The following is a 16,029-nucleotide window of genomic DNA, read 5'->3' as shown; positions in this document are numbered from 1 at the left end:
CGAGATCTTATGCCAGAAATTAAGAAGCTATTGGATAACAATTTACGTTGGGCTGAAGAAACAAATCGAGCTGATCCCGAGTTTTTCAACAAATTATCGAAACAACAAAAACCAGTTTATTTATGGATTGGTTGCTCCGATAGCCGAGTTCCTGCCAATCAGATTGTTGACTTGTTGCCAGGCGATATTTTTGTTCACCGTAATGTAGCGAACATGGTCATTCATACCGACTTCAACTGTCTGTCAGTATTGCAATACGCTATTGATGTACTGCAAGTAAAGCATGTTATTGTTTGTGGTCATTACGGCTGCGGCGGGGTCGAGGCAGCAATGAGTAGTGATAGTTTGGGATTAATCGACAATTGGCTGGCACACATAAAAGATACAGCGGATGAGAATAAAGCTCTATTAGAACCTCTTTCACGAGAAGACAGAGCCGCCAAACTTTGTGAACTCAATGTGATGCAACAAGCTGAAAATGTGCGTCGCACATCTGTTTATAAAGACGCGATGAAGCGTCAGCAAGACGTGAAAATTCACAGTTGGATCTATAGCCTGCGAAATGGCAAAATCAAAGTGCTTAACGAGAGTTCTTTATAAGAGACATGTACAAGAGACATGTATAAGAGCCATTTATAATAACACTCAATAATGGCCCTTAATAAAAATGCAGTAGGCATGCTCTAGTAAGCTAAACAAAACGACGTTACAAGACATAAAAGGATTTATGATGCGCTATTGGATAACGCTGTGCCTAGCTTTAAGCTCTTTCTGCGTTTTTGCTGTTGAGCAATTACCGTCAACATATTTTGGTGCTTTACCTGAATTTAGCCGACCTATGCTGTCTCCTGATGGCAAAAAAATAGCCTTTGTTCGCAATATTTCAGAACCTCATCATTTAGCCTTACTGACTACCTATGATATTGAAAAAGATAAAACTTATCTGATTTTGAGGTCAGACAACGACGAGACAAAGTTGAATTGGTTTCGTTGGGTAAATAATGAGGATCTTATCATTAGCGCCAAGTTTGGTTCTAAATGCCGTAGTACGCGATACTATCAAACTCGTTTATTATCAATGCGTTACGATGCAGTGGGCGTTCAACCAAAAGAGATGCTTAAGCGTGATAACAGGAGCGGATACCGTGCTTCGCAATTTCAAGACAACGTCATTGATTATTTGCGTGACGACCCAGAGCATATATTGGTCGCGGTTGATCTCGAAAAGCCTAATCTTCCTTCTGTGTACAAAATCAATATACATACGGGCAGAAAGACTCGAGTTATTAAAGGTAAACGTGAAATTCGTGACTGGATAACTGATCGCCAAAGCCAAGTGCGTATTGGCAAAGCTTATGACTATGATTCTGGTGACGTTGTCATTTTTGAACGCAAAAATGAAGACACTGATTTGCGCGCTATATTTGAATACAACAGTTGGAAAGAAAACGGAATTACCGTTCTTGGTTTCGATTTAGATCCCAACATCATGTACTTTCGCACTTACAAAGGCGACAAGCTTGCGCTGTATAGCATGGATTTGACGACAATGGTAAAAACACTGGTTTTTGAAGATGAAAACTATGATGTTGATGGCGACTTAGTTTATTCGAGTAAAACCAACGACGTTATTGGTGTTTCGCATGCGCAAGCTGACTATGGCATACACTACTTCAAAGACAGCCGCTTACCTTTTCATCAGGCCTTAGATAATGCGTTGCCCGAAACACATAACTTTCTGCAAAGCTTTGATCGGGAAGAGAACCGCTATCTGCTATACGCAGAAAACGATAATATTCCAGGCATTTATTTATTGGGTGACCGTGCAGAAGGCGCACTAAGCGTGTTGCTCGAAACTTACCCGCAGCTTCCTTCTGACTCTCTCGCTAAAAACAAACTGGTGACCTATAAAACGCGGGACGGTCTTGAGATAGAAGGGTATTTAACGCTGCCTGTTTTTGGTAAACCACCATACTCAACTGTTGTTCACCCCCATGGCGGCCCTGGCGCTCGTGACTATCATGGCTTTGATTATTGGACTGCGTTTATGAGTCACAGAGGATACGCTGTGTTTCGGCCCAACTTCCGTGGTTCATCAGGCTATGGGAAAGCGTTTTCTGAAGCACAGATGAAGCGTTGGGGCCTTGAGATGCAGGACGATATAACTGACGCGACACATTGGCTTATTAAGGAGGGCATCGCAAAAGAAGAAAAGATTTGTATTGTTGGAGCGAGCTATGGCGGATATGCAGCAACGATGGCCACGGTCAAAACCCCCGATCTTTTTGCTTGTGCAGTTAGCTTTGCTGGCGTTACGCATCTGCCGAAATTGGCACACCGACAGCGTCGCTTCTTAGGCGGTGACCTGGTCGCAGAAAATCAAATAGGCGACGACAGTTCGGATATGCAAGCTCGGTCACCCTACTATAATGTAGCAAAGGTCAAAACACCTACGCTGCTGGTGCATGGAAAAGAAGATAGAGTGGTGCACGTAGAACAGTCACAGTTGTATGCCGATGAGCTTGAGGATTACGATAAACCTTTCAAATACCTTGAGTTGGAAAGTGCTGATCATTATCTAACAATGGGCTCTAATCGAATGCGTTTCTTTGAAGAATTAGATGCATTTTTAGCGACATATTTGCAATAATTGCGCAAGCATCAGAAATGTGGAACAATCCGCGCCTATTTTTTGTGCATTTCTGTTTAGGTTAGCTATTCCATGACAACAACGACGGCAAACATAGCCGTGAAACCTCCATTACCGTTATTGGAATTTATTGCACTAATGGCGCTTTTGACTTCGCTCGTTGCGCTAAGTATCGATGCAATGTTGCCAGCGCTAAATCAAATTGGCGATGACTTAAATAGCCAAAGTGCCCAGCAAACTTACCTTGTTATCTCTCTTTTTTTTGGTGGAATGGCCCTAGGCCAAATATTCTTCGGACCATTTTCTGATGCGCGTGGTCGCCGACTGACTATATTAGTCGGTTTGATTATATTTATTATAGGCACTTTTGTTTGCTATTTTGCCCAGTCGATTGAAGTGTTACTTCTTGGTCGCTTGATCCAAGCCTTTGGTGTATCTGGACCGAGAATTGCCTCGATGGCAGTTATTCGCGATCAGTATTCAGGTGACGCAATGGCGAGGGTAATGTCATTTATTACCGTGATATTCATCCTAGTACCAATGGTCGCCCCGCTCGTTGGGCAAGCTGTTATGCAGCACTTCCATTGGCGTCAAATATTTACGGTCTTTTGGATTGTAGCGTTAATTTCGGGAGCCTGGTTTTTTATACGGCAACCTGAAACCTTGATACGGGTTAATCGCAAAAAATTTGCTTGGCATCATTTCTTCCGGTCTTGCCTATGGTTGTTAAAACAACGACAAGTAATGGGGTATTCCATTGCTATGGGGTTTATATTTGGGGCTTTTTTAGCCTACCTGAGTGGTTCACAAACTATCTTTCAAGAGATTTATGATACCGGTGAGTGGTTTCCACTAGTCTTTGCAACCCTAGCCTTTTCTATCGGCCTTGCGTCTCTATTTAATGGCATTATGGTGATGCGCTGGGGTATGCACTCTATTTGCGACCGTGCACTATTTTTCTCTATGGTTTATGGTATCGGCTTAACAGTGATAACACTTTACTATGACGGTGTTCCACCGCTTTGGCTATTTATCAGCACGATGTTTTTTGGGTTCTTTTTTATTGGTATGCTGTTTGGTAATTTGAATGCCTTAGCTATGCTACCTGTTGGGCACATGGCAGGTTTAGGGGCCGCCTTTATTGGCTCTTTTACCAGCCTAATTGCTGTGCCTATTGCTACTACAATTAATCTATTTTTGACTAACGATCTAATACCAATAGCATTCGGATTTTTGATATTTTCGGTGTTGTCATTTTTTGCTGTGCAATATGCAAAAAAAGTTCAAGAATAAGAAGTTTAGGTTAAGAAACTTAGGAGAGAGAAGCTTAGGGAAGGAGCACTTTGGAGATAGCACACGAACAGTAGCTTATTTAGAATAAGCTACTGTTAGGTGTGAATGTCGTAAACGGCTGTCAGCTATTTCAACTGTTTTAGATACTCGTTGTCCGTTTCTAATCTTATCGTAATTCATTTGTTTCAATTCTAGCATTTGGCAAAACTTGTAAAATGCCAAAGAATCTACTCGAGAAAAATTATCACCATCCTTGGTCATTTGTGTATCTATGTAAACCGAGTCACCTGTAAGTGTCAGATTAGCCGTACCTGTGTAGGGGTCACCGTAATTCTTAACTCGTAACGCTCTCACCATTTTTACTTCAAATATCCAATCACCTATTTGAGTATATCTTGATGTCATGGTTTCCATTAAACATTTCCAAATGTATAGTTAGTAATAACCTACCTTCGCATTTTATACGTGAGGAAGAGTCAAGCATAAGGATATATGCTTATTTATCGCATGCAATAGTAGAAAAAGGTTTTTCTACGTTAAATTACCTCTTAAACCGCTTTCTTAACAAAATTTAATCGAAAGTTCCATTTTGTATCTTTTTTGCTACAGGGCATTTGCGACTGTTGGTATTTTTTACAGCTTGCCTTCATCTAGAAAGAAAAAGCCCGACCAAAAGGCCGGGCAAAAGGGGCTTAGTTAAAGCACCTAACGACAGAAAAGGTATCAAACAAGCATAAAGTGCTGTTTATATTTAAAAGTGCTACCGCCAACTTTCGAAGCTTAGCAAGCTGACAGCCTGTTCTTCTCTAAGCAGACGCCACAATCGCCTTCATATCAGTCATATATCCGCGAAGCTTTTCGCCAACACTTTCAACGCCATGAGATCGAATCGCTTTATTGACGTTTACTAACTTCATGTTGTCCACGCCCATAGACTGAGTGGTCAAGCCACCACCAATATGTTCAGCAGTGATTTTTGGCATTAATTCTTTCTGCAGCAACGGTACAGCCGCATTAGCAAATAAGTAGTTTCCGTATTCGGCAGTATCCGAAATAACCACGTTCATTTCATATAAGCGTTTTCTCGCAATTGTATTTGAAATGAGTGGTGTTTCGTGCAGCGATTCGTAATAGGCGGACTCTGGCAATATGCCTGCTTCAACCATGACATCGAACGCAAGCTCAACGCCGGCCTTTATCATTGCTACTAGCAAAATGCCTTTGTCGAAGAATTCTTGATCTGAAATTTTACCGCTATACAAGGGGGCATTTTCAAACCCTGATTGACCGGTTTCTTCGCGCCACTTGAATAAGTTTGCGTCGCCGTTAGCCCAGTCTTCCATCATAGTTGTTGAAAAATAACCGCTAATAATGTCGTCCTGATGCTTTTCAAAGAGCGGACGCATTAGTGTTGTTAGTTCTACTGAAAGTTCGTGAGCAACAATTTTAGCCGGATTAGATAGTCGGTCCATCATGTTCGTCACGCCACCGATTTTAAGCGCTTCGGTAATAGCCTCTAAGCCATATTGGACCAATGCACCTGCGTAGGCTGCGTCAACGCCATCGGCCACCATTTTATCAAAGGCTAATATTGCGCCTGCTTGCTGCATGCCACACAAAATGGTTTGTTCGCCCATTAGGTCCGACTTAACTTCCGCTACAAATGAACTTTCAAGGACACCGGCTCTATCACCGCCGGTTGCGCTAGCTAGCGCTTTGGCTATTGCCCACCCTTTGTTTTCAGGATCGTTTTCTGGATGCACAGCAATGAGAGTTGGTACACCGAATCCGCGCTTATATTCTTCGCGAACTTCGGTTCCAGGGCATTTGGGTGCGCACATAACAACAGTAATGTCAGCGCGTATCTGTTGACCTTCTTCTACTATGTTAAAACCATGCGAATAACTCAACGTTGCGCCTTTCTTCATAAGAGGCATAACCGCTTCAACTACGCTTGAATGTTGTTTGTCAGGCGTCAAGTTGTAGACTAAATCAGCTCCTGGTATTAAGTCTTGATAAGTACCGACGATAAAACCATTTGATGACGCTCTCTCGAACGAGTCGCGCTTTTCGTCGATAGCTGCCTGACGTAATGCATAGCTTATATTTAAACCTGAGTCACGCATGTTCAAACCTTGGTTCAAACCTTGCGCACCGCAACCTACGATGACGATAGTTTGTCCTTTCAGGTAATCACAACCATCGGCAAATTCGTTTCTGTGCATAAATCTGCAGCGACCTAATTGGTCTAACTGTTTACGTAACGGCAATGTGTTGAAGTAATTTGTCATTATTTTCTCAGTAATTTTTGAATCTGCTTTTCAAGCATCTCACTCAAACAACGGAATTATTAAACGGTGTTTGAGTGTAATTTTTGTGTCTGTGACGACATGGGTTGATGATAAGAGAGATAATTTATTTTATAAAGTGATATATTTGAAATCTAATGTTTCATAAAATGAAATATTAAATTTAATGGTCTTAATTACTCTTCTGAAAAAAATGGCAAATAGGTGATTAAAAATGGAATTAAAAGCACTACAAATGTTCCGTCATTTAGCAAAAACCCTGCACTTTAGCAAAACGGCGGGGGCTATGTTTGTTTCCCCGCCAACTTTGTCGCGCGCTATCAACCGGCTTGAGCAAGAGTGCGGGGCTGCGCTGTTCGTACGTAATAACCGCAGTGTTCAATTGACCGCTGCTGGACAGCGATTTTTAGAGTTTGCTGAACTCACTTTACAGGCATGGCTGGAAGTTCGTGCAGATATAGGTCAGCAGGAAGCACAATTGAGCGGCACGCTGTCGTTATACTGCTCGGTTACCGCGAGCCAGAGTCATTTGCCAAGATTGTTAGATAAGCTGCAGGCGCAATATCCACAAATTGAACTTAAACTGGACACTGGCGACCATTCGCTTGCTGTCGGCAACGTCGAACAGCACAAGACTGATATCGCTATTGCTATCTATACACCTGAGTTCCCCGCTCATTTGTCATTCAAAAAAATCGATGAAGTGCCCCTAGTTCTGATCGTCCCTAAAACACTGCAAGTGTCAAATATTGAAGACATAAAGTGGCATGAACACAGTGTAGTTATGCCAGCTGGTGGGCCATCGAAACGAACGATAAATCATTGGTTTGCAGAACATGGGGTTAAGCCAAGAGTCTACGCGAGCGTTTCTGGCAACGAGGCGATCGTAAGTATGGTCGCTCTCGGCTTGGGCATTGGGTTTGTTCCACAAATTGTGTTAGACAACTCGGTGGCGAAAGCAAAAGTCACCAGTATCGAGGCAAAAGATATTGAGGCTTATTCTCTTGGATTGTGTTTTTTGAAAGAAAGAGAAAACGATGCATTGATTCGTGCCATGGTCGATCTGTTTGACAGTTAATGTTAGAAAACCTGAACAAATAGTAAAGCTCGCTTGACATAAATGTAAAGTAAGCTTAACCTATCAAAAAGTAAAGGACGCTTTACCTTTCGATGGAGTATATTTATATACTTTTGATACTACACCTGCTCAAGCGCAGCTACTAGCGCGTGATGAAAAATAAGAAGGTAACAATATGAAAGATATAAAAAGTAAATCAAGCCTAAATAGTATTTCAGACAGAAACAAAAAGAACACAAAATCACTGGCGATTTGGACGAGCGCTTGGTTGCTCAGTTTGGCACTGGTCGCGTTTGGTCCAGTCCTGCTTTGGGAATACAACAAAGTCATCTCATTGTGCGCCATTGCCATCAACTTATTGATGGGTTACAAAATGATTATGGCGAACAAGCAGCACCTAGAAGATTTAGATGAACTACAGCAGCGGATTCATTTTGTTGCAATGGCTTTATCTCTCGGTGTAAGCATGGTGTTTGGTGCTGTTTTTGGTCTACTAGAAGCCGTCCGTTTAGTTGAATTTCAACCGAACCCTTCAAGCGTACTGTTCGTAATGGGGATTTCCTACGGCGTTGGCATGCTCTTAGCCCATAGGAAGTATTCATGAAAAATCGATTTAAAGTATTGCGAGCCGAACGAGATTGGACACAAGCCGATCTTGCTGCGGCGTTAGATGTTTCGCGGCAAACTATTATAGCGATTGAAAAAGGCAAATATGACCCTAGTTTGTCACTTGCCTTCAAGGCGGCGAAGCTATTTGATTTGCAAATTGAAGCGATTTTTCAGGCAGATGAAGACAGTTAGTTTATTCGCTTAATTCATTGAGCATTCGGTCGAAGCTTCTAAAACTCAGCGCTTCGGCCAAATGCCGTTGATTTACGCGCTCAAGGCATTCCAAGTCGGCAATAGTGCGAGCAACACGCATCGTTCGATGATAGGCGCGCATCGACAGGTTCATACTCTGCATTGCTTTGCTTAAGAATAGACTTTCTGTTTCGCTTAACGGGCAATACTGCTCAATTTCTTTACCGCTTAAGCTTTTGTTTAACTTGCCCTGACGCTTTAATTGCCTCTCTTGCGCTGCCATCACTCTGCATTTCACAATCTCACTTGTTTCAATTTGCCGGCCTGATTGCATTATATCGTGCACACTTGCTTGCGAGTGGCTAACACCAAGCTCACCTCGATGCTTAATTTTTAAGGCTTTGCTTAAATCGATTCGGGGCACATTAACCTGCAGGTCAATTCGGTCAAGGAAAGGACCGGATATGCGATTCAAGTAGCGTAATACTTGATCTGGGTTGGCGCGTTGATCATCAATATCCCCAGTTGGACTCGGATTCATCGCACATACCAGTTGGAAATCTGCTGGATACACTACTTTTTGTGCAGCGCGGGAAATATTGATCACACCGGTTTCCATTGGCTCGCGAAGAACATCTAGTATATGTCTACCGAACTCGGGTAGTTCGTCCAAGAACAGAATGCCCTTGTGTGCGAGTGAAATCTCTCCCGGTTTTGGATAACTGCCACCGCCAACTAGGGCTGCAGCTGAACTGGTATGATGCGGTTGTCTAAAAGCACGATTGCGCCATGTGGATAAACAAATTTTGTCTCCCGAAATTGAGCGAATAGAAGCCGATGTCAGGGCTGATTCGTCATCTAACTCAGGCATTATTGACAGCAGCCTGTTTGCCAGCATGCTTTTTCCGGTCCCTGCTGGTCCAAAGAAAAGGATGTTATGCGCACCTGCTGCAGCAATTTCTAGGGCTCGTTTAGCATGCTGTTGTTCAACAATATCCGACATATCACCATAAGATGAAGGTTGGGGTTTTGTCTTCTTTGCTATGTGAGCAGATATTTTTTGCTTATTACACAAATGCAAATAAACCTCAGTCAGTGAATTTGCCGCAATAATTTGTGCGGCGCTTACTAGGCTTGCCTCATCACCATTTTGCTTTGGTAGAACGAGTTGCCGATTCGATTTTGATGCAGCAAACGCCATGGGTAAAGCTCCCTGTATCGGGCGCAAATTTCCTGAAAGTGCTAATTCACCCACAAACTCATATTGATTTAAATCGACTCTTTTAAGCTGCTCACTAGCAGCAATAATGCCAATCGCGATTGCTAAATCGAAGCGACTTCCTCCTTTAGGTAAGTCGGCAGGCGCCATGTTCACGGTGATGCGTTTTGATGGGAATTCAAAATCTGAGTTTATGATTGCGCTGCGAACACGATCTCTTGACTCTTTCACCGTCGTCTCGGGCAGACCAACTAAGTTAAACGCGGGTAATCCATTCGACAAATGCACCTCAATAGTGACGAGCGGAGCATCAACACCCAAATTTGCGCGGGTGTAGACAATAGATAAAGACATTATTAAATCCTGCTGCTTTTTATTGTTCAAGCCTATTTGAAGATCGGGCTAATAACAGCTGTCCTTAGTGTGTATTTTTGCGATGCTATTGTTAAGAAGTGCTTGCAGAGCACTTTGAATTAAGGCACATTGACGATGTGACGACAATTTGAATCAACATTTTCAAGCATCTTCGCGACTCCAGCCTTTATCAAACATCGATAAAGGAGGCAGTTGAGCGAGGGCGCAGTGCATTCTTAGAATCCACAAAACCCTCTTTTGACGAGGGTTTTTTCGTTTTTAACGCCCTCATTTTTCATACTCTTAGTTAATAGAAGAACAAATTCAAAAGCAGGAAACGCAACATGCCAAAACTACGTTCAGCAACAAGTACTCAAGGTCGGAACATGGCAGGTGCCAGAGCATTATGGCGAGCTACGGGAATGAAGGATGGCGATTTTGGAAAACCAATTATTGCTGTTTCAAATTCATTTACGCAGTTTGTACCTGGCCATGTACATCTTAAAGACATGGGACAATTGGTCGCTCGCAGCATTGAAGCTGCTGGTGGTGTGGCAAAAGAATTCAATACTATTGCAGTCGATGACGGCATCGCAATGGGACACAGCGGCATGCTTTATAGTTTGCCGTCGCGAGAAATAATTGCTGATTCGGTAGAGTACATGGTCAATGCGCATTGTGCTGACGCGATAGTGTGTATATCAAATTGCGACAAAATCACTCCAGGTATGCTGATGGCGGCGATGCGCTTGAACGTGCCGGTTATTTTTGTCTCTGGTGGCCCTATGGAAGCCGGAAAAACGAAGCTGAGTGATCAAATAATAAAACTTGATTTGGTTGATGCTATGGTTGCTGCGGCGGACGATAAGGTATCACAAGAAGATGCCGATGCCATCGAACGCTCGGCCTGCCCTACCTGCGGTTCATGCTCTGGTATGTTTACCGCAAACTCAATGAACTGCTTAACGGAAGCTTTGGGTTTGTCTTTGCCTGGCAATGGCTCAATGCTTGCCACCCATGCGGATCGAGAAGGCTTGTTCAAGCAAGCAGGCGTTGAGATCGTCAATTTGTGTAAACGCTGGTACGGCGACAACGATCCGCTAGCGCTGCCTCGAAATATTGCAAACTTTAAGGCCTTTGAAAATGCAATGAGCCTCGATATCGCAATGGGCGGTTCTACCAATACTATTCTGCATTTGCTTGCCGCTGCAATTGAAGGTGAAGTTGAATTCACCATGGACGACATAGATCGCTTATCACGGAAAGTGCCGCATTTATGCAAAGTCGCACCCGCCACGCCGCAGTATCATATGGAAGATGTGCACCGAGCGGGCGGGGTTATGGGCATTCTGAACGAGTTAAATAAAGCTGGCTTGCTGCATGGTGATAACCCACATGTATTGGGTAAAAGCATTCAAGAAGTGATCGCTGATTGGGACATCACGAATCCGGAAAATGAAAAGGCCCTGACTTTCTACAAGGCTGGACCTGCAGGTATTCGAACCACTAAAGCATTTAGTCAAAGCTGTCGCTACCCGACCGCCGATGTCGATCGTGAGGGCGGCTGTATTCGAAATATCGATAATGCCTTTAGCAAAGAAGGTGGTTTAGCCGTCCTATTTGGCAATTTGGCCGAAAATGGCTGTATAGTAAAAACCGCTGGCGTTGATGAATCGATTCATAAGTTTACCGGTCCTGCGCGGGTTTACGAAAGTCAAGATGATGCCGTTGCCGGTATATTAAAAGATGAAGTTAAATCGGGCGAAGTTGTCGTTATTCGTTATGAAGGGCCAAAAGGTGGTCCAGGAATGCAAGAAATGCTGTATCCAACGTCTTATTTAAAATCCAAAGGCCTCGGTAAAGAATGTGCATTAATTACCGATGGTCGTTTTTCTGGAGGCACTTCTGGTTTATCAATCGGGCATTGCTCACCAGAAGCTGCGGCCGGTGGCGGCATTGCTCTGGTACAAAATGGCGATATTATTGCCATCGACATTCCCAATCGTTCAATGAATTTAGTGATTGATGATGCCGAGTATGCAGCTAGATTAGGTGCCATGAATAAGTCTACTAAGCCATGGAAACCGGTAAATAGAAAACGCGAAGTCAGTACAGCTTTGAAAGTATTTGCTATGTTAGCAACCAGCGCAGATAAAGGTGCGGTGCGTGACCCATCAAAATTGGATTATTAATGTCATCAAATAATACAGAAATGACTACGGCCGCGTCAGGCGGCAAATTAGTCACGAGCGAACAGACACCCTATCAATATTTAACCAAAATATTGTGCGCACCTGTTTACGAAGCAGCGATAAATTCTGAGCTAAATTACCTAGCAAGCTTGTCGACTGAGCTGAAAAATAAAGTGTATTTAAAACGCGAAGATCAGCAGCCTGTTAAGTCCTTTAAAATAAGAGGGGCCTACAACTGTATTCGCCAACTCAGCGAGAAGCAGAAGGCGGCGGGTATTGTTGCTGCTTCAGCCGGAAATCATGCGCAAGGTGTTGCTTATGCAGCGAAAAAGCTCAACATCAAAGCAACGATAGTAATGCCTGAAACCACCCCTGATATTAAGGTCGAGGCTGTAAAACGCTTTGGTGGTAGTAACGTTACAGTCGTGCAATCGGGAACGAGTTTCGATCAAGCTAGTGATCTAGCTAAATCACTGTGTGCTGAGCACGGCTATTCAATGATACCGCCTTTTGATCACCCCGACGTTATCGCGGGCCAAGGCACCATAGCGAAAGAAATGCTTGAACAAAACCCTAATCTGGAATATCTGTTTGTTGCTGTTGGGGGCGGTGGTTTGGCCGCAGGTATCGCTATTTACATGAAACAAATACGTCCTGACATTAAGATTATTGGTGTTGAGTCAGTAGAGTCGGCGTGCTTGACCGCTGCAATAGAAAAAGGTGTGCCAGTGACCTTGCCAACCGTCGGCATTTTCGCAGATGGCGTTGCCGTTAAAACCATCGGCAGTGAGACCTTTAGAATATGCCAAGAATACTTAGATGACGTGATCACGGTAACTAACGACGAAATTTGTGCTGCAATTAAAGATATCTTTGACGACACACGTGTTATTGCAGAACCAGCAGGGGCGTTATCAGTAGCCGCTATTCGTAAGTACACAAAGCAATACAAGCTGCAGGGCGCTGTCATTGGTGGCATCTTATGTGGTGCTAATATTAACTTTCATACACTACGTTATGTGTCTGAGCGTTGTGAATTAGGTGAACAGAAAGAAGCAGTTTTCGCGGTGAAAATACCCGAAGCAAAAGGCTCATTTAAGGCCTTTTGTGAGATGTTAGGTGGTATAACAATTACGGAATTTAACTATCGCTATGCAAAAAGTGATGAAGCCCATATTTTTGTTGGGGTTAAATTGAAGCGCGGGCTAGCGGAACTGCAGGCACTCTTAAAGCGACTCAATAAGAATGGCTATGAATGTTTTGACATGTCAGATAATGAACTAGCAAAACTGCACGTTCGGCACATGGTTGGAGGTAAACCGCAAGAATATATTAATGAACATATATTCTCATTCGCCTTCCCTGAATACCCAGGTGCGTTAATGCACTTTTTAACTAAGTTGGGTGAGCAGTGGAATATTACCTTGTTCCACTATCGTAACCATGGGGCGGCGGAAGGGCTGGTGTTAGCTGGTTTTGACATTGATGACGATAAGCGCGAATTGTTTGATTCACATGTTAGCGAACTTGGTTTTGATGTGCATGAACACCAAGATAACCCCGCATATAGATTGTTTTTATCTGGGCAGAAGTAATCTGCCCAACGTTTAAATCTTATCTAAATGCTGCGCTATTTCTGGCCAAACTAATTCCATAATCGCTTTTTTGAGCACCAAACTGTCTTCTGAAAACTCTAAACTACCGCTATCGAGATTTTTCAGTAAGTTATTTTCACGCAATGCATACACGAAAGAGCCTAAAACATTTTTATCGTAAAACTCAGGTGAGCTCATGCCAAACAGTGTTGAAAGGCGTTCAGCAATAACGCAACTTTGTTTCTCTAAGTTTGAGCGAGCAACCGTTTTTTCTTTTTCCAATACTCGCAGCACTACCGCATAGCGCTGCCAGGTTTCTTGCATCGCACGACTTAATAGCCACGCAGAGTGGAAGGTGTCATCGCTTGCCGAAGGAGAAGTTAACTCATCGCCAGTTTTCATCAACAAGCCTTGCTCTGTCATTTGTACAATGAGTGCTTCGGCGTGTTCAAGGGCTTGCTCTAATGAATAATGCATAAAAAACTCACGCTTTAACAAGGGATAAAGCTTGCTAACCATATCCAAAACAGCGGCTTTGTCTGTTTTCCTAGCGCTGAACACCACCGCCATAATTAAACTAGGCAAAGCAAAAACATGCAAAATATTGTTGCGGTAATAAGTTAGCAGCACTGCATTGTTGTCTTTTGTCGCGATCATTTTGCCGTATTCGTCTTCTGACTGCTCGAATCGATTCAGCGCTAGTGTGTTTGTAATCAGTTCCTCGACTTCAACTTCTGGAAGGGTGAAGTCGCTGCTAAAGGGGACTTTAGATAAGAGCAGCAAATAGTCTTTTAGTGCTGTGGTCAATTCAGATCTACTCATGATTTGCGTTTTAGACGACAATAAACACAATGCAACCAGCGCAGTACCGTTCAAAGCCGCGGCACGATTGATGCGCGTCATTATGGTATCGGCCAGCGTATTAACTGCAGGTGTTAACCACGTCGGCTTTTTATCTGGGTCGTCTGGCGTTGTTTCACGCCAGTTTTCAACGTGCTTATCTAAAAATTGATTAATTTGTAGTGGTTCACCGAAATTAACAAACCCATGGCCATAGTTTTTGAGTTTTCGAATGGCCGAAAATATTTGCGTGGGTGATTCTTTTTTCTTGGTCTTCCCTTTGAGCTCTTTTTGGTAGCTCTTCACTTCCATCACGTGCTCATAGCCTATATATACTGGCACGATTGAGACGGGTCTGTTTATGCCCTTGAGGGCAGCTTGCAGCGTCATTGCTAGCATACCTGTCTTCGGCGGCAGCAGACGGCCTGTTCTCGATCGCCCGCCCTCTGGATAATACTTCACTGAGTACCCTTTATTAAAAAGAAGCTCTAAGTACTCTCTGAAAGTAGCCGTGTAAAGCTTATTGCCCGCAAAACTGCGGCGTAAGAAAAATGCGCCGCAGCGTCTAAATATCTTCCCTACGGGCCAAAAATTTAAATTGATACCGGCTGCTATGTGCGGAGTGACTAGTCCCTCGTGATGAATTACATAGGTGAGCAACAAATAGTCCATGTGTGAACGATGACAGGGAACGTAAATAATTTCATGGCCATTTTGGGCAAGTTCACGCACCCGATATGCATGGCCGACATGGATGCCGTTATAGATCTTATTCCAAATGCGCCCCAATATGCGTTCGCCTATGCGTATTAGGCCTACTCTATAGTCCGCTGCAATTTCATCAATGTACTCAATTGCTAATTTTTTGGCCTCTTGCGAACTGATGTTTTTCTGGCGCATATCTTCAAGCATAGCTTGCTTAACTGACTCGGAGCCTAATAAGGAATTGTATAAGGTTGAGCGCTCAAGGAGTGTTGGGCCGCTTAGTGCTTGGCGCTTACGCTGAAAGTGAGTCCTTGCTACACGAACTAATTTATGGGATATCTGTTGGTTTGAACCATGTAGCTGTCCCATTTGTTTGGTTGATACCGCTTTACTGTAACTGACCACGTTGTCTCGTCCTAAAAACAACACAATAAATAGCTTCCTCAACCAACTTGGTGAGGCTCTGTCTGCCAATAATTGTGCAAATCCAGTGGACTTTTTACTGGCTGCTCTGCCCCAGGAAATAAACACAGGAACCACTTGAAGATCGAGTTCAGGATTCTCCCGATGCAGATGGAACATATTGGTGAAAACATCTTCAATCGTGGTCTTCTTTACTTTTCTAGACAGGAGACTTTGAGGACGACTTAGAAAGTAACAGCGCTTATGCTCGCTATTTAAGAACTCGATGGGAGACGTTGGGTCAGGCAAACCTAAACCTGCAGTTGATTTTTGCAGAGCAAGTAAATCAGTAATCGACTCGGTTTGCAGGAGGTACATGATTGGCTTCTTTTTATCTATGCCTAATTCAGCTTCGATATTCGCTGGGACACTGTTTACTGAGATAAGCCAACGGATTGGCGAAGTCACTATTTTACGAACAAACGCGCGCACGCTACTCATGTAGTCTTCCTGATATGAACCAATACCACGCAATAATAACATGAGAATTCAACAATGCTGCAATTCCTTTTATTACGGGTTGATCGTCAT

12 protein-coding genes are annotated in these 16,029 nt (G+C 43.3%); 8 read left to right on the top strand and 4 right to left on the bottom strand.

Annotation, left to right across the window (positions count from 1 at the left end; all coding sequences use genetic code 11):
* Positions 1-9 precede the first annotated feature (9 nt).
* The 3 genes from can to GNIT_RS16960 all read left to right on the top strand — a co-directional run bounded on the left by can (position 10) and on the right by GNIT_RS16960 (position 3,943).
* Entirely contained in the window at positions 10-600 is a 591-nt protein-coding gene (can, locus tag GNIT_RS16970; protein ID WP_041246493.1) for a carbonate dehydratase, read from the top strand.
* A gap of 130 nt (positions 601-730) precedes the next feature.
* Positions 731-2,650, top strand: a complete 1,920-nt coding sequence (locus GNIT_RS16965) for an alpha/beta hydrolase family protein (protein ID WP_014110548.1) — start codon at positions 731-733, stop codon at positions 2,648-2,650.
* A gap of 72 nt (positions 2,651-2,722) precedes the next feature.
* The gene (locus GNIT_RS16960; protein ID WP_014110547.1) at positions 2,723-3,943 is read left to right on the top strand and encodes a multidrug effflux MFS transporter; all 1,221 of its coding nucleotides are present in this window, start codon (positions 2,723-2,725) and stop codon (positions 3,941-3,943) included.
* A gap of 75 nt (positions 3,944-4,018) precedes the next feature.
* Here GNIT_RS16960 and GNIT_RS16955 read toward each other — a convergent pair whose 3' ends face one another.
* On the bottom strand, positions 4,019-4,357 hold the full coding sequence (locus GNIT_RS16955) for a hypothetical protein (protein WP_014110546.1): 339 nt from the start codon (positions 4,355-4,357) through the stop codon (positions 4,019-4,021).
* A gap of 392 nt (positions 4,358-4,749) precedes the next feature.
* Entirely contained in the window at positions 4,750-6,234 is a 1,485-nt protein-coding gene (gene ilvC / locus GNIT_RS16950; protein WP_014110545.1) for a ketol-acid reductoisomerase, read from the bottom strand.
* Positions 6,235-6,466: 232 nt separating this feature from the next.
* Here ilvC and ilvY point away from each other — a divergent pair, with 232 nt between their 5' ends.
* The 3 genes from ilvY to GNIT_RS16935 all read left to right on the top strand — a co-directional run bounded on the left by ilvY (position 6,467) and on the right by GNIT_RS16935 (position 8,131).
* Positions 6,467-7,330 (top strand): HTH-type transcriptional activator IlvY, encoded by an 864-nt coding sequence (ilvY, locus tag GNIT_RS16945; protein WP_014110544.1) that lies wholly within the window; start codon positions 6,467-6,469, stop codon positions 7,328-7,330.
* 175 nt (positions 7,331-7,505) lie between these two features.
* Positions 7,506-7,934, top strand: coding sequence for a hypothetical protein (locus tag GNIT_RS16940; RefSeq protein WP_014110543.1), 429 nt, complete (start codon positions 7,506-7,508; stop codon positions 7,932-7,934).
* Entirely contained in the window at positions 7,931-8,131 is a 201-nt protein-coding gene (locus GNIT_RS16935) for a helix-turn-helix transcriptional regulator (protein WP_014110542.1), read from the top strand. The genes GNIT_RS16940 and GNIT_RS16935 overlap by 4 nt, the downstream gene beginning before the upstream one ends.
* 1 nt (position 8,132) lies before the next feature.
* Here the strand turns inward: GNIT_RS16935 and GNIT_RS16930 are convergent, their stop codons facing one another.
* Entirely contained in the window at positions 8,133-9,704 is a 1,572-nt protein-coding gene (locus GNIT_RS16930) for a YifB family Mg chelatase-like AAA ATPase (protein ID WP_014110541.1), read from the bottom strand.
* A 344-nt stretch (positions 9,705-10,048) separates the two neighbouring features.
* On the opposite strand from GNIT_RS16930, the gene ilvD reads away from it, so the two are divergent.
* On the top strand, positions 10,049-11,896 hold the full coding sequence (ilvD, locus tag GNIT_RS16925) for a dihydroxy-acid dehydratase (RefSeq protein WP_014110540.1): 1,848 nt from the start codon (positions 10,049-10,051) through the stop codon (positions 11,894-11,896).
* A 20-nt stretch (positions 11,897-11,916) separates the two neighbouring features.
* The gene (gene ilvA, locus GNIT_RS16920) at positions 11,917-13,491 is read left to right on the top strand and encodes a threonine ammonia-lyase, biosynthetic (RefSeq protein ID WP_041247003.1); all 1,575 of its coding nucleotides are present in this window, start codon (positions 11,917-11,919) and stop codon (positions 13,489-13,491) included.
* A 12-nt stretch (positions 13,492-13,503) separates the two neighbouring features.
* On the opposite strand, the gene plsB is transcribed toward ilvA, so the two are convergent.
* A complete protein-coding gene (gene plsB, locus GNIT_RS16915; protein WP_041247002.1) occupies positions 13,504-15,939 on the bottom strand; it encodes a glycerol-3-phosphate 1-O-acyltransferase PlsB in 2,436 nt (811 codons plus the stop codon).
* Positions 15,940-16,029 lie beyond the last annotated feature (90 nt).

The sequence above is a fragment of the Glaciecola nitratireducens FR1064 genome, assembly GCF_000226565.1.
In the GTDB taxonomy this organism is placed as follows: Bacteria; Pseudomonadota; Gammaproteobacteria; order Enterobacterales; family Alteromonadaceae; genus Glaciecola; species Glaciecola nitratireducens.
Note: the sequence above shows the minus strand (reverse complement) of the source record. Positions and strands in the feature narration are given on the sequence as shown.